Source organism: Enhygromyxa salina, from assembly GCF_002994615.1.
Classification (GTDB): Bacteria; Myxococcota_A; Polyangia; order Nannocystales; family Nannocystaceae; genus Plesiocystis; species Plesiocystis salina_A.
Genome location: NZ_PVNK01000239.1, coordinates 1 through 21,040, shown reverse-complemented (window position 1 = coordinate 21,040; position 21,040 = coordinate 1). Strand labels below are relative to the sequence as shown.

Genomic DNA, 21,040 nt, shown 5'->3' with positions numbered 1-21,040 from the left:
GGGGCGCTCGGTGTCGGAGCTTCGACGGCGGGCACCGCAGGGCTGGGAGGCGTCGGCGGAACCTCGACGGGGGGCGTTGGCGTTGGTGTTGGCGTTGGCGATGGCGTGGGCGGTGCGGGGGTGGGCGAAGGCGTGAGGGCGCCGCCCGGCGGCGGGCCCCAGGCGCCGATTGCCTCCGCGCTCGCGGCCTCCGGAGCTCGGCGCGTTTGGGCCTGGAGGCCCTCGATCTCGGCCCGCGCGAGCTGGTGGGTCCGATCTTCTTCAGGGGGCTGCTGCGGAGGGGAGACGACCCGCGGGCGCACGAGTTGGTTGGTCCGATCGTCATCGCCCGGGAGGCCGGGCTCGATCCGATTGGTCCGGTCCTCGTCGTTCGGCAGCTCGATCCGATAGGTCCGGTCTTCTTCGCCAGCCAGCTCGGGAGGGGGCGCCCACACGAGGACCTTCGTGGGGTCCTCCTCACTCGGCTGGCCCGGGCTGGGGGCGACGGCGGTGGGCGCCCGCACGAGGACATTCGTGGGGTCCTCTTCACTCGGCTGGCCCGGGCCGGGCGCGACGGCGTCGAGGGCCTCGATGGTCTTGACCAGCGCCGCGCTCGAGGGCCGCCCGCGCGGGTCGGCCAGGGTGCACTCGCGGATGAGCTCGCCCCAGCTTGGGTCGACGTCGTAGACCCAAGCCTGCAGCCGCGGCGGCTCGAGGTTGCCCGCCCGCTGCAGCTCGATGAACTCCTTGTGCGAGACGTTGGGGTAGGGGTTGCGGCCCGTGATGATCTCGTAGAGCAGCACGCCAAACGAGAACACGTCCATCTTGGCGTCGGCGGGGGCCGAGGACGCCTGCTCGGGGCCCATGTAGCCCGAGGTCCCGGGCACGTCGAAGACCCCCGTGAGCCGGCCGGAGTCGCCGGGGGCGACGCGCGGGGCGTCGACGCTCGCCGCGTGGCTGAAGTCGAACAGCTCGACCGCGAGGGGATTGAGGACGACGGAGACGTTGGTGGGCGTGAGGTCGCGGTGGATGACGCCGGCCGCGTGGCAGCTGGCCAGGGCGCGGGCGATGCCGAGGGCGAGCTCGCGGATCTCGCCGGGGGTGAACTTGTGCGTGATGAGCTGCCAGTTGAGCGCGCGCCCGCGCAGCAGCTTGGTGACCAGGAAGGGCCAGTCGTGCCGGTCGGCGAGGCGCCCGTGATCGATGAGCTCGATGATGCCGGGCGTACCCCGGAGCCACTCGAGGTACTGGGCCTCGTCGAGCAGGCGCTGCTCTCGCTCGGGCCGGCCGAGGTAGCGCGGGGTCAGCAGCTTGAGCGCGACCTCGCTTCTCGTCTGCCGATCCCGGGCTCGGAAGACCACGCTCATGCCGCCCTCACCGAGGGTGTCGAGCAGCTCGTAGCGGCCCGCGAGCGTCTCGCCGATCTGTGGCAACTCGGCGGTCACTGCTGCTTGACCTCCGCGAGCTTTCCGCCGCTGAGCCGGACCTGGTAGGTGCGCGGGGCGATATTCTCGAGCTTCAGCGTGCCCTGCTGTTTCGTCCAGCTGGAGCTGCCGGCGGCCTGAAGCCTGACCGTGTGTTTGCCTATCGGGAGCTTGATGTATCCGGCGCGGTTCTTGAGCGCGACGGTCCTGCCGCCGACTTTGGCCTTGGCCCAGAGATCGGAGTCTACGACGAGTACGACGCCGACCTTGGGCAGCACCTTGGGGGCGGGCTTGGTCTTCTCGGTTTCCTTGCCGTCGCCGTCGCCGTCGCCGTCGCCGTCGCCGTCGCCGTCGCCGTCACCGTCGCCGTCGCCGTCGCCGTCACCTGTCTCGGTTCCGGTCTCGGTCTCGGTCTCGGTCTCGGTCTCGGTCTCGGTCTCGGTGATCTCCGCCGCTTGGGTCTCGGATTGCGCCACGACAACAGCCGCGGTCGTCTCGTCTTCAACGACGAGCTCTGGCTCACCCTCCCGGTCGCCGAGCACCTGCGCGAGCAACACGATGACCATGACCAAGAGCACGAGCGCCGCGCCGCCGCTGCCGATCGCCAGCCAGCGCAGGCGCGGGGCGGCGTCCGATGCGGCGGCTTGCGAGGGCGGGGTCGCGACGATCGGCGTCGACACGCTCTCGTCTTGCTGGGCCGAGATCTCCGCGCCGTCCGGTCCTTCACTGGTGAGGACCGGCAGCACTTGCGTGGCCGCGACGGGATCGTCTTCGGCTTCGGTCTCTTCGGCCTGGAGGTGCTCGCCTCGTTCGACGGTGTAGGTCGAGCTCGCGGGGTGGGCGGGCGCCTGTGGGACGGGCGCAGGTGAAACCGGGGCTGCGACGCTGTTGGCGACCGGGGTCGAGCCGGGCGAGCGCGGGTCAGCCTGGCTGTCTTGCACGGTCTCCTCGCCGGGGACCTCGCGTGAGACCTCGGCGTCGCGCAGCCCGATCGGGCCCGAGTCTGCCGCCTCCTTCCCGATCTGCGGGATCAGGCCCGGCATGTAGGCGTGCTCGGCGACCTCGAACAGCTGCGTGACGCCCGAGCGGCGCCGGCCGATCAGCCGCGCATAGTAGTTGTTCTTGAGCTGATCGCTGGCCGCGAGGTAGCGGGGGCAGTGCTCGATCAGCACCGCCCGCGCCTCGCTCGCGCGCGGGCGCTCGGTCCGGTCGGTGGCGATCATCCGGCGGCGCAGCTCGTCGAGCCAGGGCGGGATGTCGGTTCGGTCGAGGGAGGGCGGCGGGCCCATCAGGACCCGCGATCGAAATTGATCGGGGGTGCAGCCGTCGAGGAAGCGCTTGCCGTCGAGCATCTCGTGGAGCACGACGCCGAGGCCGTAAATGTCGGTCTCGCGCTTGGGATCACCCGAGAGCTGCTCGGGCGACATGTAGCGCGGGGTGCCGATCGCCCGGGACATCGGCCCGGCCGTGGCCGCGAAGCGGGCGATGCCGAAGTCGGTCAGCTTGATCTCGCCGCTCGACGAGATCATGATGTTGCCCGGCGTGACGTCGGAGTGGATGACGCCCGCGTCGGCGCCACCGATCGTCCGCTCGTGGGCGTAGTCGAGGCCCGCGAGGACCTCGCCGATGATGTAGGTGGTGATGTCGAGGTCGAGGGGGGTGAGACCCTCGTTGTCGGCCTCTTTGAGAAAACTGCGCAGGTCGATGCCGTCGACGCGCTCCATGACCAGGAAGGGGCGACCGTCGCGGCTCGTGCCGACGTCGATGACCTTGACGATCCGGCTGTGGTCGAGCTGCGTGGCGATGCGCGCCTCGTCCATGAACAGCTTGCGCTCGCGCGAGGACTCCGTGATGTCCGCGTGCAGCAGCTTGATCGCGCAGGGGACCACGACGTGGTTCTCCTTGATGCGGGCCGCCTCCCAGACCTCGCCCATGCCACCGCGGCCAAGGCGTCTCAGGAGTCGGTACTCGTTGGTGAGCATGTCCATGCGCGGCATTCTCTCGTCGGTGAGTCTATCGCAGACTCGGGGGCCCGAGAGCAAGGGCGATGCCAAGTGAGCGCGGACCTTGCTGGGCGCTTTGCCCAGGTACTGACGCACCGTGCGTCAGTTGGTCGCGAGAGCCTGACGCACCGTGCGTCAGTGGCTCTGGGTGGCAAAACTCGGTGTTCGAGCGGCTTGCGTGACCCCCCGTGCTGGGGCAAGCTGGCGACGAGATCGATGCTGATGAAGTGCTTCAAACAGGGGGCGGTGGCGCTGGCTTTCGTCGTTGCCGTGGGCGTGAGTCCGATTGCCAGAGCTGCACAGCCGACGAACCCCGAGGTCATTGACATCGAGTTCGACGTCGCTGATCTCCCGGACACTCGGGTTGAGATCACGGCCACGGTCGAGGCCGAGCTCCAGCGCTTGCTCGGTCAAGAAGAAGCGCTGCCTGCGGGGGTCGTGGTCGCCGAAGATCGGCGCCTGCTCGTCGTGCTGCGGCCGGGGCCGATCCCCGGGGCCGACGACGTGCTGATTCGGATCGAGGCCCAATTCGAGGGCGCGACGCTGAGTGAGAGCGTGACCGAGACCTGCCTGTCGTGCACCAACGAGCAGGTGGCCGAGAAGGCCCTGCCGATGTTGCGGCCGCTGCTCGAAGAATTTCCGGAGCCCAAGCCGGTGGTCGTGGTGGAGGAGCCTGTCGATGACACGAGCATCGAACAGGAGGTCCCCGAGGCGCCGACGCCGACGGGGCCGAACAAGACGCTGCTGCTCCCGGGCGCGTCGTTGCTCGGGGTGGGGTTTGTGGGGTTCGGGGCAGGGATCGCGCTGATCGTCGTCAACGAGCGCGTGGTCTCGGAGCCCGGTGCGGCGGAGCTCGAGGTGGTCAAGTACCGCGATCCGGGCATCGCGCTGGCGATCGGTGGAGGGGTCGCGGCGGTCGGTGGGGTCGTGTTGGTCGCGCTCGCGTTTCGTGACCGCGAAGGATCCGGTGCGTCCGACAAGCCTTCGATCGGGGCGGCTCCGCTGCTGAGCCCGAGCACCTACGGGGTCGCGATCTCCGGCCGCTTTTGAGCTACCAGGCCCACAGGCGCAGGCCGATGATCCCGTGGACCATCAGGTAGATCGTCAGCGCGAAGCAGGCAAACGAGGCCGCGATCGGGACCAGCGCGGGGCGGACCCGTGCGGGGCTGGCGAGCTCGCGCAGGGCTCGTGACGCGGCGAGGGCCGAGCAGGCTGCGAACGCCAGGGTGCTCAGGCACAGGCCGATCGTGAGCGGGTTGGCCGTGGCGAAGGCCTCGCGCTCCACGATCGTCGTCAGCAGGGGCACGAGCGCGGCGAAGCACAGCCCGGCGAGGGCTGGCCAGGCGTACAGCCCGAGCTCGCCAGGCGCGGCGCTGCGCCCGCGGAGGCGACGAAACCCGGCCACCAGCACCCAGCCCAGGGCCCACAGCGGGGCGATCTGGACGAGCACGAGAGCGAGCCCCAAGCCGAGCCGCCGCACCCGTGCCCAGGTCGCCGAGCTCGCCTCGAAGTAGCCCATGCCCACGAGCAGGATCCGCTCGCCCTCGGCGTTGGTCGTCGAGCGCAGGCTCGTGCCCGCCTGGCTGGGGTGACGAAAGCCGCCGTCGCCGGTCGGGATCAAGCCCACGCGCGCGCCCTGAGGCAGCTCGAGCTCGATGCCGTCGGGACCGGGGCGGAGGTGGAGTCCGATCATCACGCGGTCGATGAAGCCGAACAGCTCCATGCGCGGGTTCTCGAACCCGTAGAAGCCGGACGCCGCGGCGATCGCCTCGGGGTCGGGTGGGGCGCTCGGCGGCGTGGGTAACACGCGCCCGCGGGTCAGGTAGGCGAACAGGAGCGCGCGGATCTCGACGTAGGCCCGCATCGAGTGGGTCGCGTTGAGGAGCATGACGTAGCCGACACCGAGCTCGGGGAAGTACCTGTAGGTCGACAAGAAGCCCGGCAGCCCGCCGTCGTGACCGCGGCTGCGCGCGGGGTCGAGCAGATCGCCGTAGTTGCCGAGCCCGTAGTTTGTGTCGGTGCCGAGGTAGGCCAGGGTCTCGGTCCGCTCGATCCTCGCCAGCGCCGCGGGGCTGACGAGACCGGGATCGCGGCGCAGCCAGAAGTGGACGAGGCTGGCGAGCTCGCGCGGCGAGGCCAGGAGCGAGCCCGCGGGGTGGTGGGCGATCGGGCGGAACGCGACGGGCTGCTGCGGCCCGCGGTGGCCGGTCGCGAGGCGATCGGCGAACTCGGGGGTGCGACGAAAGCGAGCGCTGTCCATGCCCAGCGGCCGCAGGACCTCGCGCTCGAGGTAGCGGTCCCAGGGCTCGCCGCTGCCGAGCTCGATCGCGTGACCGGCGACGGTGTAGCCGGGGTTGGAGTAGGACATGCGCGAGCCCGGACGCCAGCGAGCCACGCGTGAGCGGGGGTTGAGAGCCAGGGCCTCGCGCGGGGACATGTCCTCGTCGCCGAACCACTCGTTGAAGCGCATGTCGTCGAAGCCGGCGGTGTGCTCGAGCACGTGGGCGAGGGTGATCGGGGCCTCGGGCCAGTCGTTGTGGATCTCGATGTCCGGCATCAGTTGGGCCAGCGGCTCGTCGAGCTCGAGCTGGCCCTGCTCGACGAGGCGCATGACCCCGAGGGCGACGACGCTCTTGGTGATCGAGGCCACGCGAAACTGGGTCTCGGCGGTCACGGGCGCGCCCGTGTCGAGGTCGGCCACGCCGACGCCGTCGGACCAGACCACGCCCTCGCGAGTCACGAGCGCGAGGCCGACCCCGGGCACGCCCTCGCGGGCGAGGATCTCGGCCACGCGCGCGCGCAGCTGGTCGATCGACGCGGGGGCCTCGAGCTCGGCTCGGGGACCGTCGGCGACGAGGGGCGCGGCCGCAGGCCCGAGCTCGTCGAGGGGCCGCTCGAGCGACTGAGACGACTGGGACGGCCAGGACGGCCAGGACCCGGCCGCAGGGGCGGTGTCGAGCACGGACCACAGCGCCAGCAAGACCAGGATTGGGACATGGGCGAGGTAGCTGCGCATCACGCGTTAGGATACGCCAGCTACCCGCCCATGATCCCATCGGAGCAAGGCAATCGTTCAAAGTGGTCCGGCCACGGGTTCGAGATTTGGTTCTTCGTCGTGCTGATGCCCGGCGTCGAGCGGGCGCTGTGGGTCCGCTTCACTCGCTTTGCCAACGGCGAGCAAAGCGACGCGCGGGTCTGGGCGGTCGTGTCCGAGGACGGCGGGGTGACGCAGGCGCGGGACATCGTCGCGCTCGACGAGATGCGCGCCGAGGGCGGCGACGGTGAGTTTCACGTGCGGGTGGCGGCGGCCGAGCTCGGCCACGGCTTCTCGCGGGGAAGCTGCGGGCGGATCCGTTGGGACCTGAGCTTCGAGGCGACCGACCCGCTGATCGAGCGCATGCCCAAGCTCCCGCGCTTCGTCCCGGTCGGGACCCACGCCCACCAGCCTCACTCGGAGGCGGCCGTCACCGGCTGGGTCGAGCTCGACGGGCGGCGCATGGATCTCGACGGCGGACTGTTCACGCAGATGCACCTGTGGGGCCATCAGCGGGTCGAGTGGCTGCGCTGGGCCTGGGCGCCGCGCTTCGTCGGGCACGAGGGCGAGCTGCAGCTGACGGCGGTCGCGGCCAAGGCCGACGGCCCCAACCTGTGCGCGCTGTGGGCCAGGATCGACGACGAGATCTTTGATCACTCGGGCCTGACCCGGTCGACGCGCGCGCAGGTCGAGACGATCCGCGCGGGGGTGGTCCATCACCTCGCGAGCAGCGCGGGGCGCCGCCTGGTCGTGCGCGTCTGGGCCCCGCCCGCGACCTTCGCCGGCTGGGACTACCGCAAGATCGGCGCCGGCGATCTCCACATCGCCCAGACCAACCTCGCCCGCGCCGAGCTCGAGCTCTATCGCCGGGCTGGGCTCGGCTGGGTCCCGGTCACGCGCGCGCGCTCGACCTGCGCGGCGCTCGAGTTTCACGGACCCGAGGACTTCGAGGAATTTGCGATCGTGCCCTGGGACGCCCGCGACGCCGAGGTCCGCGAGCGACCCGCGGCGTCGGTCGAGGGCCAGGCCGAGCCGCCGGGCCCCGGGCAGTGGATCGACACGCCCAAGCCCTCGCAGATCATCGCGCTCGGGCTGACTTACAAGGCCCACGCCAAGGAGACCGCGAGCAAGCCGGACGCTGTCGTGTTCGAGATCGATGCCAGCGCGTGGTCGGCCGGCGGTGGGGCGCTCGTGCGGCCGTCGTCGTCGCGCTTGCGTGCAGGGCTCGCGGCCCTCGACCCCACGCTGGCCGAGGGCCTGGCCGAGTTCGGGTTCATCCCGGCGATGCTCGACTACGAGGTCGAGCTCGGCGTGCTGCTGCTCGACGGCCTCGCGGATCCGTCGGGGCTCGACGCGCTGGCCGACAGCGGGCGCGTGGCGCTGGTCGTCGCCAACGACGTGAGCGCCCGCAGCGTGCAGATCCTCGGTGAGGGCCAGGCCGATCGTCTGGCTTATTGGACCGCGGCCAAGTCGCTGCCGGGGTTCGCTCCGACGTCCGCGCGGGCGTGGATCCCCGAGCGCTTCGAGCTCGACCTGTGGCCGGCGCTGCGGCTCGAGACTCGGGTCAACGGGGTCGTGCGCCAGGACGCCGCGCTCGACTTGTTGGTCGAGACGCCGCGCCAAATGTTGGCTCGTGTGTGTGCGCAGCGAGGTCCGCTCGCGCCGGGTACTCTGGTGCTGACCGGGACCCCTGCGGGCGTGGCATTTTCCGTCCCGCGCTGGAAGCGGGCGATCGGTGAGCGGCTCCTGGACCGCGTCGGCAAACTCCGCGCGGCGCTCACTGGCTTCAGCGCGACGACGGACTTCTTGCGGCCAGGGGACGTCGTCAGCGTTCGCGCGGGCTTTCTTGGCGGGTTCGAGCTCGAGGTCCAGACTGAGCCGGAAGGCTGAGGAGGGGGTACACTTCGCCCCCGACGACGATGGTCCAGCCTCGACACGACCCTGCTGCGGAGACCGTCGTGCAGCCGGAGGTCTCCGATGACGCAACGGTCACAGCGGGCTCCGCCGCCAAGACCGTGGCCGGCGAGGGCGCGAGCACCTACCAGCGGATCGACGTGGGCGCGGTGCTCGGCGGCTACGAGCTCCTGCGCAGGTTGGGCGCGGGCGGCATGGGCGAGGTGTTCGCGGCGCGCAGGGGCAAGCACGGCCCGGTGCTCGCGCTCAAGGTCCTGTCGGAGACCCGCGCGACCCGCCTGTACCGGTTCAAGCGCGAGTTCCGGGCCCTGGCCGACGTCAAGCACGACAACCTCATCGCCCTCGATCAGCTCGTGGTCCTGCCCAGCGGGCAGGCCTTCTTCACCATGGAGCTTGTCCACGGCGATCCCTTCGTCGACTACGTGCGCGGCGACACTCCGCCGGGGCAGCTGCCCAACCTCGTGCGGCTCGAGCGGGCGCTGCGGCAGCTGATCGCCGGGGTCCACCACCTCCACCTCGCGCGCTGTGTCCACCGCGACATCAAGCCTTCAAACATCCTCGTCACGGTCGAGGGGCGGGTGGTGATCCTCGACTTTGGCGTCGTGTCCGAGCTCTCGGAGGCCAGCGACGAGGGCATGACCCGCGACGGTCAGATGATGGGCACGCCGGCCTACATGGCGCCCGAGCAGACCGGCGGCCAGACGGCGGGGCCCGCGGCCGACTACTACGCGATCGGCACGATGTTGTTCGAGTGCCTGACCGGCACGCTGCCGTTCACGGGCTCGGTCCTCGACATCCTGATCGACAAGCGCCAGACCCAGGCCCCGGATCCTGCCTCGCAGCTCGACGCCAGGGTCACCCGCGACGGCCAGGCCGAGCGCCTGTTCGAGCTGTGCCGCCGGTCGTTGGCGATCGATCCCGAGGAGCGACCGGGCAGCGAGGCGTTCCTCGCCGGGCTCCGCGAGAGGTCCGAGCAGGGCCGAAGCCCGAGCATACGCGTGAGCGTGAGCCGGGGTAGCGAGGCCAACACAACCTTCGTCGGTCGCAAGGCCGAGCTCGCGGCCCTCGACGCGGCCTTCGGCACGGTCAGCGCCACGGTCTCGCCGGTCGCGGTCCATGTCCGGGGCAACAGCGGCCAGGGCAAGTCGGCGTTGATCGCTCAGTTCCTGACCCGGGTCCGACGCGATCACGAGGCCGTGGTCTTGCGCGGTCGCTGCCTCGAGCGGGAGTCGGTGCCCTACAAGGGCATCGACGCGGTCGTCGACGCGCTGTCGATCTACCTGCGTCGCCTCGACGAGCTCGAGGCCGCGCGCTTGCAGCCGCGCCACCTCGCGCCGCTCTTGCAGCTGTTCCCGGTCCTCAGCGACGCGTGGCCGACGGGCGCGCGGATCCTGGACCTCGACCCCGCCGAGCTGCGGCGGCGCGGGCTCGCGGGCCTGCGCGAGGTCCTGGCCCGGGTCGGCGAGCGCCACCCGCTGGTCGTCTACGTCGACGACTTTCAGTGGGCCGACGTCGACAGCGCGCGCCTCGTCACCGCGCTGATGCGGCCGCCCGATCCGCCCGCGATGCTGCTGATCATCACCTTCCGCGACGAGGTCGCCGAGCGCGAGGTCTTGCAGCTGCTGACCGCGGCCGAGGCGGTCGAGGGGCGGGACGTACGCGAGATCGAGGTTGGCCCGCTCCCCGCCGCCGACGCCCACGAGCTGGCCGTCGCGCTGCTGACCGAGCGCGACCCGGCCAAGGCCGAGCGCGACGCGGCCGAGCTCTACGCGCGCCGGGCCCAGGGCAACCCCTTCTACATTGGTCAGATGGTGCTGGGCGACGACGCCCACAGCAGCACCGACGTGTCCCTCGATCGCCTGGTCGCGCGGCGGATCGTCGGCCTCGCCCAAGCCCAGCGGCGCGTGCTCGCGACGGTGGCCGTGGCGGGGGGTCCGACGCCCGTCGAGGTCGTGCTGCGGGCCTGCGGCGGCGCCGGAGCCGAGCTGGAGACGATGCCCGAGGACAACGCGGTGACCCGCCCCGAGCTCGCGCCCGCCGACTTGCGCGACGGGGCGCTCGAGCGCGGGCCGCAGACCAGCCCCGACATCGCGGCGCTGCTCGCGGCCAACTTGCTGCATCAGCAGTCCGATCGGGACGGGGGCGTGCGGATCGAGGCGGCCCACGATCGGATCCGCGAGGTCGCGGTCGGCGAGCTGTCCCCGGCCGAGCTGCGCGAGGCTCACCTCGCGCTCGGACAGGCCTTCGAGGTCTTCGGCGGCGGCGGGTCCGAAGCTTTGGCCGAGCACTTCTCGCACGGGGGCGACCACGCCAAGGCGCTCGAGTACACCCTCGAGGCGGCCAAGGACGCGGCCGCGGCCCTCGCGTTCGAGCGCGCGGCCCAGCTCTACCGCCGCGCGCTGGCCCTGGTCGGCGGTCGCGATCACGCGCGCCGCCGTCAGCTCGAGCTCGCGCTCGCCGAGCAGCTCGTCGACCTCGGGCGCGGGGCCGAGGCCGGGGCGATGTTCACCGCGCTGGCCTCGGGGGCCGAGACGCCGCAGTCGGCCCGGGACCTGCGCCGCCGGGCCGCGAGCGAGCTGGTCAAGGCCGGCTACCTCGACGAGGGCATGGACGCGATCACGCCGGTCCTGCGCGACGTCGGCCTGTGGCAGCCGCGTGGCCCGGTGACCGCGATCCTCGGCACGCTGTGGAACCGTCTGCTGCTCGGGATCCGGGGCTACGGCTTCAGCTCGCGCGAGGACGCCGAGGTCCCGCCGCGCTTGCTCGAGCGCATCGACACCCTGCTCGCGACCAAGACCGGGCTCAGCCACCACGAGGCGATCTTCGCGGGCTACCAGCAGTCCCGCGCGATCCGTCTGGCCCTGCGCGCGGGCGAGGCCCGTCGCCTGATCCGCTGCCTGGTCCACGACGCTGCGATCTTCGTGGCGATCGGGCGCAAGGAAAAAGGCGACGCCTTGATGGCCCGCGCCCGCGAGCTCGTCGCGGGCGTGGCCGAGCCCGAGTTCCACCGGGTCATCGAGTACGTCACCGCCAACCACCTCGATCACTCGGGCGACTGGCTCGGGGCCGTGGCCGGGTTCGAGCAGCTCCACGAGCGCCTCGACGAGAGCCCCAACTCGGGCTGGATCCGCGGCGCCACGACGGTCCAGTGGATGTACGTCCGCAAGCTGCTCGGGCGCTTCGCGCTGCTGCGCGCCGAGCTGCCCGAGCGCGTGGCCACGGCGCGCGACCTCGGCGTCCGCCACGAGCACATCTCGCTCAGCGTGCTGTCGGCCTTGACCCTGGCGATCTACGGCGAGCTCGGGCCCGCGCGGCGGCTGCTGGCCGAGACCCGCGAGCAGTGGCACCCGCGTCAGGTCACCTTCCAGCACATCCTCCTGGCCACGACCGAGATCGAGATTGCGATGCTCGCGGGCGAGCCGGCCAAGGCTGTGGAGGCCGCCGAGCGCGTGCTCGGGAACACCAAGGTCAGGATCGTGGCGGCGATGATGCCGAGCCACGTCGACGTCTACGAGCTGCGCGCGCGCAGCCGCGTGCGTGGGGCCCTCGAGGGCCACGACAAGGCCCGATCGCTCAAGCTGGTACGTAAGGACCTCGCCCGTCTGCGACGCAGCCACAAGGCTCAGGTCGCGCCACAGGCCGACACGATCGAGGCCGCGCTGCACCGCTGCGAGGACGATGCAGCCGGCGCCGAGGCGGCCTGGCGCCGCGCGGCGGCCGGCTTCGAGGCTCTGGCGATGGCCGCTCACCTCGCCGCCGTGCGCACGCGGCTCGCGGAGCTCGGCGACGAACAAGCTGGGGCCGAGGCTCGGGCCTACTTCGAAGCCCAATCGATCGACGACCCCGCGCGCCTCGTCAACGCGCTGGCCCCAGGCTGAACGCGATGGCACGGACGCTCGAGTTTGGCCAGGACTACGTCGAGACGCTCGAGCTCGCCGACGGCACGCCCGTGCGGCTGCGCCCGATCCAGCCGAGCGACAAGGACCAGCTCGCCCGCGGCCTCGCGCGCCTGTCCCCCGAGTCACGCTACCTGCGCTTTTTCACTGAGAAGTCGCACCTGAGCACTCAGGAGCTCGCGTACCTGACCGAGGTCGACGGCGTCGACCATTTCGCCCTCGTCGCGGTCCACCGCGAGACCGGGGAGGGCATCGGCGTGGCCCGCTTCGTCCGGCTCGCGCCCGAGGGCGACGACGCGGGCGACGCTCATGTCGCCGAGGCTGCCGTCGTCGTGCTCGACGAGTTTCAAAACCGAGGGCTCGGCTCTCTGCTCCTGCGCCGCCTGTCCGCCGCCGCCCTCGAGCGAGGCATCGACCGCTTCGCCGCCGAGATCCTCGGCGAGAACCAGCGCATCCGCCACGTCCTCGCCGCCGTGTCTCCCGACACCGAGTTCGTCCAGGACGACGACTCGATCCACGCCCACGTGCCGCTGGTCGCCCCCGCCCCCGACGCGCCGACCGACTCCCTCGCCCACCGCCTCCTCGCCGAGGTCGCCTCGGGCGCCCTCGAACTCCGCCACCGCCTCATGGTGCTCAAGCGCACGGCGAGTAGCTAGTCGGATCTGCGAGCTACGGCGCCAGCAGCAGGACCTTCGTCTGGCTGGGCACCGTTCGCGCGCCCGGGCAGTTGGTGCTGTTTTGCAACGAGACGCTGGTCAATCGCGTCGCTGGCATGCCGCCGACGATGACTGTAAAGGATCCGGTCATGTGGCGTGACGGGCCCATCACGGTGCCCGAGGCCATGCCGAGGGCGACGCCACCGTTGTCGCCGTTGGTCATGGGAACCACCGACGACATGTTGTGCGCGGGCATGCCCATGTACAGGACGTTGTAGACCCCGGGCACGGCCATGTTGCCAGTCGCGATGTTTGGGTACGCGACCGGGGCCGGGGCTCCGCCGGGCGTCGGGGTCAGGCACACGTCGGGAAAGCCGTTGTCCATCCCGCCCATTTGGCAATTCGCAAACATGGTTGGCTATCCCAGGTGGAGTTGTTTGGCGTCCAGCTTGACGAGCTCGTCACCGTTGACGAGTGCTCGCTTGGCGGTGACGAGCAGCTCGCCCTCCGCTCGCTGATCGATCGTGCCGGCGCTTTGGCGGTCGAGGCCGGCGACGGAGCGGACGCTGTGTCGGGCGCGTTGGGTGAACACGTCGGTGACCATGTCCAGCGCCGCCCCGACGACCGTGCTCCGCTCGAACTTCGAGGCGATCGTCGTGGCCAGCACGCCGAGCTCGCGCGCGACCAGCCTGGCGCGTCCCGTGCGGACCGTGACGGCCGGCGCGTGCAAGCGCAGCTCGTTGTCGACGGCGAGGGTGGTGGCGTCCTCGCGCGGGCTCAAGACCGCGATGATGTGTGCGCGGGTCGGCGTGGGCGCGACGTACAAGACGAGGTCCCCGAGCTCGGGTCGCACGAGGCAGCTCGCCGCGCGCACGGCCTCCAGCCGTGAGCCATCGTCGACGCTCAAGGTCCAGGCCCGGCGGTCTTCGGCGGCGACGGTGCCGACGCGGGTGCGGCCGTCGAGCGTCCGAGGTGCGGCTGGTGCCGTCGGCTCGGTCGGGGACTCGGTGGAAAGGAGGGACAGGTTGGGGGCGGGCATGCGGGCTCCTAGGTGGCGGGTTCAGAAGATTCGGCGGCGAGGCGCTCGGCATCCTCGGGCAGCGCGTGCGCGCGGCCAGGGATGTGGGCGCCCTCGTCGTTGGCGGCGTGGAAGTTGGCTCGGGTCAAGCTCGCATCCGCGAAGTTGGTTTGGCTCAAGTCGGCGCGGGTGAAGTCGGCGTAGGTCAACTCGGCGCGCTCGAAGCTCGCGCCCCTGCAGCGCGCGTCGTGAAGGATCGCTTGATAGAGACTCGCGTCGGCGAGGACCGCACCCTCGAGGTTGGCGTCCGACAAGATCCCCTGGCGCAGCGAGGCGCCGCGCAGGCTCGCAGCGCTGAGGTCGGCCTCGACGAACAGGGCATTGTCGGCGACGGCCCCGTCGAGCTTGCAGCCCGCCATCTTGGCCCCCTTGAACACGCAGCGGGAAATGTCGGCGTTGGTCAGGTCGACCCTCGACAGGTCGACCCCGCTGAAGTTGGTGAAGCGGAAGGTCATTTCTCGCAGGCTCCGCCCGGCGAGCTTGCACTCGAAGAACACCACGCGCTCGAAGGTGCAAGCGGACCAGTCCAGCGTGCGCAGATCGGCCTTGGCGAAGGTGACGGCGACCAGCGGCGAATTGCTCAGCTTCGCCTTCGCGAAGCTGCAGCCGATCATCGAGACCTGGTCGAGGCTGCAACCCACGAGCGCGGCCTGATCGAGCCTGGTGTCGATCAGGTTCCCGGATCGAATGTCGGCCTCGATGGCGGCCAGCGAGCGCGCGTCACAGTCGACGAGCTTGATGCTGGTCATCCGCGCGCCGTCCATGCGCGCGCCGACGAGCGAGGAGCTCCGAACCATGCTGCCGCGGAGGTCGGCCTGCTCGAGGCTCGCGCCGTCGAGCCTACAGTCGAGCAAGATCGACTCTCGAAGGCTCGCGCGGTCGAGCGTCGCGCCGCGAAAGTCGACCTCGCGAAACATGCCGCCAGCGAGCGCCGCCCCGCGAAGATCCGCGTTGTGAAGATCGACGTCGTGGACCTCGATCCCGTAGTAGACCGACTCAATCACCTCGGCGGAGGTCATCGACTTCATCACGCGACGCTCCCGTCGTCGAGCCGGGCGCGGGGATACACGCGCGCGCGGGTCAGGTTGGTGCCCCCGGTGTTGGTGTGCTCGTCGATGCGGGCGCGCGCGAGGTCGGCCCCGAACAGGTTGGCGTCGGCGAGCTCGGCCGCGTCGAGCTCGGCGCCGAGGAAGGACGCGCCGAGGAAGTCAGCGTTAGCGAGTCGCGCACCCGTCAGGTCCGCTTTGGCCAGCTGCGCCTCGCGGGCGCGGGCGTGCTCGAAGTTCGCGCCGACGAGGACACACTCGGACAGATCGGCGGCGGACAAGTCCGCGCCGGAGAGCTTGGCCTCGCGCATCGACGACCCGCGCAAGTTGGCGCGGCTGGCCTTGGCGCGCGTGAGGCCGACGCGGTCGAGCGAGCAGGCGTGAACGAAGCGGGCGCCCGAGAGGTCGGCGTCGTCGAGTCTGGCGTCGTCGAGCTTGCAGTGCACGAAGTTGGTCTCGACCAGTGCCGCGCCGGACAGGTCGAGGCTCGACAGGTCGATTCGGACGAGGGTGGCCCCGCTCAAGTCGGCGCCCGCGAAGTCCGAGCCCGAGATGTCGGCGTCGAGCAGCGTCAACCCGGGGGCCCGAAGTCCGGTGGCGTCGACCTTCTGAAGCTTGGTCTCGATCAACAAGACGTCGTCGACCGTGGCCCCGGCCAGCGAGGCGCCCTCCAAGTCCGCCCCAAACAGGACCGTCTTGGCGAGCTTGGTGCCGCGCATCGACGCGCCCTGGAGGTCGGCCTTGCCGAGGTTGGTGTTGGTCAAGGTGCACCGGTCGAGCACGGTCCCCCGCAACGACGCGTGGGCCAGCACGGCGTCGCTCAGGTCTGCGCCGCTCAGATCTACGCCGTCGAGCACGGCCGACTCGAGCAGCGCTCCGCGCAGGTCTGCGCGACACAGCTCGAGACCCCGCAGGTCCGCGCCGGTCAACTCGAGCTCACGCAGCGGTTCGCCGTTGGCGATCGCCCGCTCGACGCGGGCGCGTAGCTCGTTGGCGGCGTCCTCGGGCAGGCGCGCAGCCGGGCGCTGGAGGTGGGCGCCGAGGCGGTACATGGCAAGGAGCTGCGCTTCTTGTTCGTCCCACTGAGCCTGCAGCTTCTCGTCGGCGAGCATGCCCTCAAACGCGCTGGCGTCGGCGCCCTCGGCCTCGCAGGCGTCGACAGCCATCTGTAGCTCGTCGCGGACCGCTTGCGCCGTCCAGGTCGGGGGGCCGCCGACGTCCTGGCTGAGAAAACTCGGGTCGATGTCCTCGTCACGCAAGCGCTGCTCGGCTTCGGCGCGCATCGCTTCGACCTGAGTCCGAGCCTCCGCCTCCTGCACCTTGGCCTCGGCGAGCATCTCTTCGGCGAGCGCTGGCAGCTCCTCGATCGAGGGCGGGGGCGCGGGCGGTCGAGGCGGCTCGGGGAACATCGACTCGGGGATGCCCTCGGCCTCGAGCGCGGTGATGATCGCCCGATGCTCGAGCTCTGCGCGTCGGAACAGCGCTTGCGCGAGCAGGCCCTCGTTGGCGAAGAGCGCCTCGTCTTCGGCGACCTCGTCGAGCGTCGGCGAGACGCCCTCGGGCAGCAGGTCTTGGTCTCGCAGCGCGGCGATCGCCCCACGCTTGGGGTGCAGCCGCTCGGCGAGCACCTCCTCGTAGTGCTCGAGCGTCCGCGGGTGGCCGCTGCGTTCGGCCGCGATCAGCAAGTGCACGACATCGGAGCCGTCGTCGGTCAGAATGCGAGTTGACCCGGTGAACACGAGCACTAGCCGCTTCGCGTCCGGGAAGAACCACAGCGTCGTGGCGGCGAGGACCACCTCCTCGAAGGTGGTGCCGTCGGTCTGCATGGCCCAGGCGAGCTCGTCGTCGAGCCCGGGCGCGGCGGCTGCGCGGGCGCGCTCGAAGTTCTCGGCCGCGCTCGGAGCTCGGTCGCGGCGGCTGATGAACGCCCGGGCGACCACGGGCGGCAGCCTGCCGCCGACCGTGGCTTCGCTCGGGTGCATGTGGCGAAAGCCGTAGGCGTCCCCTGGTAGCCACGCTCCCTCGCGTTGCTGATCTCGCGACGCCGTGTTGAAGAAGGACCAGTCGAGGTCGCGCGCAGGCCCGGGAGAGTGCTCGCGCAGCCACTGTTCGTCGTAGGTCCCGGCGAGGCGTTGGCGCGTCGGCCAGCTGAGGTCGATCGGGCCCAACCCGATCGGTGCACCGACCTCGTCGCGCCTGGCGAGCCTCTGATCGACCGGCTCGAGCTGGGGCAGTGGCACAGCCCGCACGCCGTCGAACTCGACCTCCTTGCGACCCATCCCGAGCGGGTTGTGGGGGAAGTCGGGGCCGCCGTAGGTGCGCGACCAGTCGAGGGGCATGACCTCGAGCGGCCGGGGCTCGGTCTTGCGACGGGAGTTCAGCCAAGCACGTTCGCCGGTCGCCCGGATTGACTTGACCAGACCGCCCACGGCCGCCTCGGCGACCACGCTCGTCGCCCCCGGCGGTGGGAAGAGGGATCCGTTCACGAGATACTCGCCTCGCGCTTTGGGTACGGCGTCATCGAGACTGACGCCTTCGAGCCTCTCCGCGACGAACTTCCACAGGCTGATCTCGGATAGAAGGTCGACGTCGCCGTCGCTAAAGGGCAGGAAGCACAGGGCTGAGATGCCGAGGTAGCCGACGCCGACGTGCTCGAAACAGCGGGTGAGGGCGCTGACGCGATTTGGTTTGATGATTTTCATCGGGCGAGGGGTCGTGAGACGAATGAGGTGGGCCGGGGCATGGTCGGTCTCTATTGCAGTCGCACTTGCTGGATCACGACGGGGTCGTTGCCGGCTGGGTTGTAGCAGACGATCGCTTCGGCGCGACTCCAGTCGACAGGCTCCCCTGCCGAGGGCACTCGCGCCAAGGCGTCGGCGAGACGTCCGCCCTGCTCCGTTCCGAATTGGACCCAGAGGCGGTAGCAGTCCGTGGTCGCGTTCAGCCTCGCGACGAACGCGGCTCGTTCAATTCGCGCTTTTGCTTGCTTCCACCCCTGGTGCTTGATTGAGAAGATTACGAGTGAGTTGCCATACATTCCAACCGGTATTCCGACAATGAGCCCAACGACCGCGACCGGGACGGATTGGAAGATAATGGCCCAAGCGAGGCTGGTGGTTAAGATCGCCAATCCCGCGTACAAGAAGTAAAAATGGATAAGCTCGGCGCCCCTTCGATTCTTGCCGTTTTCCTCCCGAGCCGCTAGGTCATCGAGTAGTTGCTCCGCCTCGGCGACAGAGCGATCGTCCCGGCTCACGATGACTTGCGCCGCAGCGGCACGGTCGCCTCCCAAAAGTAGACGGCGGGCCTCCGCTAGTACGTCTCGGGGCACTCGGTCGCTCAGTCGATAGGTGATGACTCCGGACGGGACGGGTCGAACAGGCGGTCGGGCGGCGATCGTGCCCAAAGCGGCTGCTCCACAGTACGAGCATTGTACGTCTGTGACGCGAATCGGGGCTCCACAGGCTGCGCAGTTCGTTTGTTCATTTGTCACGGTTCTACATCTCCACTTTCAATTTGCTCTTGTTGATGTCGAGCCCGGTCCTCCCGATACTCATTTTCCAGTTCTTGATTCGCGCACCGATGTGGTCGATGTAGAACGGAGAGTTGTTGATACGGAGGCCAGTGATGGAAATCGAGGTGCTGGTAATGCTGGAGGAGAGCCCGGTGGTAAGTGATGCCCTGGCGACTGCAAGCGAGACCGCAAGCTGGGCAGCTGAACGCTGTACACTGACGACGTCCAATTTATCGCCTAATACATTGATCTCCGATGTGGGCCCGATGAACGTGAGGCCTCCAGGAGCCAAGACCTTCATGGTGGGAGCCTCGATGTCGAGACCTCCGCCGGCGATAATTTTATGCTTCCCGCCAGTTTCGTCCGAACGGTTACCAGTGCAGCTGGCATTCATGTTTGCGCCGACGATGGTCGTCTGCGACTTGATGACCGTGTGAGTCGCGTTCCCGACTACCGTGGCAGACAGATCACTGTGCATGTTGCGTGTCAGGTTCTTGAAGAAGGTCTCGACCGTGGTGCCTGAGACGGTGCGGTGTTCGTCGCCGTCTACGGTCAGGCGTCGCTCCTCATCCACCCAGATTTCCTCCTTGGCGGTATACCGGGCGGTGCGCTTGCCGTCGACGATCGTCTTTTTGTTTCTCCCCACGTGCGTGAATTGGTCCAACCCGACATTAATGGTGTGCGCTTCCTTTGCAATCGTGTGAAAGTCTTTCTGTGCCCGAATACGGACGAGTTCTTTACCGTTCGAGTCGTCGAACATCAGCTCGTTGTAGCGCTCAGCGTCGCCACTGGAGGCGGTCTTGATGCCGCTGCACTGATCGGCCTGCTTGTACGGCGGGGCGTTGTTGCCGCCATATCGGCAGCCGATGACCACGGGCTGGTCGGGGTCGCCGTCGACGAACGAGACCATGACCTGCATGCCGGCGCGGGGGAAGAACTGAGTGCCCCATCCGGCCCCAGCCCACGCTTGCATTACGGGGATCGAGGAGGTCCGGCCCTTGTCGCGGTCCCAGGGGAACTCCACCCGCAGCCGGCCGTCGTCGTCGGTCGCGAACTCGTCTCCGATCACCCGGGCGGAGACCACCCCCTGGATGCGGGGGCGCTCGGTCTTCGTGGGCGGGGAGTAGCCGAGGCTGAGGGGGTGGCCCTCGAACTCGTTTTCGTAGCCGGCCCGTGGATCTTCATGGGGCGGCGGGCCGCCCGCCGCGGGCGCGTCCATGGCGGGCCGCGCTTCGAAGGCGAGCCGGTGCCTGACAGCGGTGACGAGGTACACGCCGTTGAGGTCGATATCGGGGTGATCGACAACTTCGAAGGTCGAGCCGACCGTGAGTTGGTGGGCCGTGGTGCGCCCGACGATGGCCCGGGCCGACTGGTCGACGCGACGCCGACGCAGCGCGAGCCGGCGTTCGACGACCTCGGAGCCCGCGCCCGCGGGGGGCAACTCGAACGCGTAGTCTTCGAGCTCGGGGCCCTCGGCGTTCATGCCGAGGGCGGCACCGTCGCCGCCAACGCCGGGCTCATCGTCCGGAGTCCGCCAGTCAAAGGAACCAGCGCGGGCGACGGTGGGGGCGAGCTTCATCTTGCGCGAGAGCGCGCGCAGTTCCTCGCGCTGATCGCTGGCGTCTGCGTTGAGGGCCATCGGAAGCAACCCAGGAGGCCCGCTGGTCGTCTCGACCTCGGCGTAAGCGCTGTCGGCGTCCAGGAGGATCAACTTCTCGGCGTCCCCGTCGTGGTCGAAGCGAAACGCGATCCCCTCGTCCTCCATGAGCCGAGAGACGAAGGCGTAGTCCGTCTCCTGGTACTGGGTAATGTGGCCGCGCCGCGGGTAGGTCTCGCTGAGCCAGCCGAAGTCGACCTCGCGGCCGAACTTGGCCAGGGTCGGCTCGAGGACGTCTCGCAGCACCTCGATGACGGTCTTGTCGGTGAACACCCGACTGTTCCGGCGATGTTGGAGGGCGGCCAGCGCGGGCGAGACCCGGACGCGGGCGGTGACGTGATGAGGCACGAAGGGCCCGCCCTCGACCGTCGCCAGGATCCCGAACATCACGCGCGACATGGGCCCTCGCTCGATGGTCACCTGCGCCCGCGTGCCGAGCATCGCGGACAGGTCGCCGGCGAAGTCGTCCGATCGGATGTCCAGGTCGATCGCGTAGGGCTCGTTGAAGCCTTCGCCGAGGGCCATGCTGGTGACGCGCCAGGTCGCGTCGTAGCGAGCCGAGACAAAAGAGACGTGGACCTGGTGGTCGTGGGGGGCGTTCATGCTTCTCCTTCGGTGCTCACGCGAGCGCAGAGTCGGGCCGCCGGGCGGGCCAAGGGTACACCGATGTGCGGATACGCCGCGCGACGCGTTGTCCGGCTCACTCGCGGGGCTGCTAGCAGCCCGGGGTGCAATGCATCGTGTCGCCTCGCGCCGGAATTTTTGCCGAGGGCGCGAAGCCAAAACGCCGCTGTACCGGGCGTACTGCAAGTTTTGGCGACAAAGCCCTCGGCGAAAAG

The 21,040-nt window shown here is 69.8% G+C and carries 13 protein-coding genes; 4 read left to right on the top strand and 9 right to left on the bottom strand.

The window, feature by feature from the left end; translation table 11 throughout:
• Both ENSA5_RS27470 and ENSA5_RS27465 read right to left on the bottom strand, forming a co-directional pair.
• On the bottom strand, window positions 1–1,424 hold a 1,424-nt coding region (locus ENSA5_RS27470), incomplete at its 3' end, for a serine/threonine protein kinase (RefSeq protein WP_106394658.1).
• Window positions 1,421–3,391 (bottom strand): serine/threonine-protein kinase, encoded by a 1,971-nt coding sequence (locus tag ENSA5_RS27465; protein WP_181198198.1) that lies wholly within the window; start codon window positions 3,389–3,391, stop codon window positions 1,421–1,423. The genes ENSA5_RS27465 and ENSA5_RS27470, both read right to left, overlap by 4 nt.
• Before the next feature lie 291 nt (window positions 3,392–3,682).
• Here ENSA5_RS27465 and ENSA5_RS27460 point away from each other — a divergent pair, with 291 nt between their 5' ends.
• Window positions 3,683–4,456 (top strand): hypothetical protein, encoded by a 774-nt coding sequence (locus tag ENSA5_RS27460; protein ID WP_146156181.1) that lies wholly within the window; start codon window positions 3,683–3,685, stop codon window positions 4,454–4,456.
• A gap of 1 nt (window position 4,457) precedes the next feature.
• On the opposite strand, the gene ENSA5_RS27455 is transcribed toward ENSA5_RS27460, so the two are convergent.
• A complete protein-coding gene (locus tag ENSA5_RS27455; RefSeq protein ID WP_106394655.1) occupies window positions 4,458–6,422 on the bottom strand; it encodes a serine hydrolase domain-containing protein in 1,965 nt (654 codons plus the stop codon).
• Between the two features lie 30 nt (window positions 6,423–6,452).
• On the opposite strand from ENSA5_RS27455, the gene ENSA5_RS27450 reads away from it, so the two are divergent.
• The 3 genes from ENSA5_RS27450 to ENSA5_RS27440 are packed head-to-tail and all read left to right on the top strand — an operon-like array spanning window position 6,453 to window position 12,906.
• Window positions 6,453–8,330, top strand: a complete 1,878-nt coding sequence (locus tag ENSA5_RS27450) for a fumarylacetoacetate hydrolase family protein (RefSeq protein WP_181198197.1) — start codon at window positions 6,453–6,455, stop codon at window positions 8,328–8,330.
• Between the two features lie 29 nt (window positions 8,331–8,359).
• Window positions 8,360–12,232 (top strand): serine/threonine-protein kinase, encoded by a 3,873-nt coding sequence (locus ENSA5_RS27445; protein WP_106394653.1) that lies wholly within the window; start codon window positions 8,360–8,362, stop codon window positions 12,230–12,232.
• A gap of 5 nt (window positions 12,233–12,237) precedes the next feature.
• Entirely contained in the window at window positions 12,238–12,906 is a 669-nt protein-coding gene (locus ENSA5_RS27440; RefSeq protein ID WP_106394652.1) for a GNAT family N-acetyltransferase, read from the top strand.
• A 13-nt stretch (window positions 12,907–12,919) separates the two neighbouring features.
• On the opposite strand, the gene ENSA5_RS27435 is transcribed toward ENSA5_RS27440, so the two are convergent.
• From ENSA5_RS27435 to ENSA5_RS27410, 6 genes are all read right to left on the bottom strand, one after another.
• Window positions 12,920–13,318, bottom strand: coding sequence for a DUF4150 domain-containing protein (locus ENSA5_RS27435; RefSeq protein ID WP_106394651.1), 399 nt, complete (start codon window positions 13,316–13,318; stop codon window positions 12,920–12,922).
• Window positions 13,319–13,324: 6 nt separating this feature from the next.
• The gene (locus ENSA5_RS27430) at window positions 13,325–13,945 is read right to left on the bottom strand and encodes a DUF3540 domain-containing protein (RefSeq protein WP_106394650.1); all 621 of its coding nucleotides are present in this window, start codon (window positions 13,943–13,945) and stop codon (window positions 13,325–13,327) included.
• Between the two features lie 8 nt (window positions 13,946–13,953).
• Window positions 13,954–15,012, bottom strand: coding sequence for a pentapeptide repeat-containing protein (locus tag ENSA5_RS27425; RefSeq protein WP_106394649.1), 1,059 nt, complete (start codon window positions 15,010–15,012; stop codon window positions 13,954–13,956).
• A complete protein-coding gene (locus tag ENSA5_RS27420; RefSeq protein ID WP_106394648.1) occupies window positions 15,012–17,732 on the bottom strand; it encodes a DUF2169 family type VI secretion system accessory protein in 2,721 nt (906 codons plus the stop codon). Before ENSA5_RS27420 ends, ENSA5_RS27425 begins: the two co-directional genes overlap by 1 nt.
• Window positions 17,733–17,782: 50 nt before the next feature.
• Window positions 17,783–18,286 (bottom strand): hypothetical protein, encoded by a 504-nt coding sequence (locus ENSA5_RS27415; protein ID WP_146156180.1) that lies wholly within the window; start codon window positions 18,284–18,286, stop codon window positions 17,783–17,785.
• 241 nt (window positions 18,287–18,527) lie between these two features.
• Entirely contained in the window at window positions 18,528–20,804 is a 2,277-nt protein-coding gene (locus tag ENSA5_RS27410) for a type VI secretion system Vgr family protein (RefSeq protein WP_106394646.1), read from the bottom strand.
• Between the last annotated feature and the right edge of the window lie 236 nt (window positions 20,805–21,040).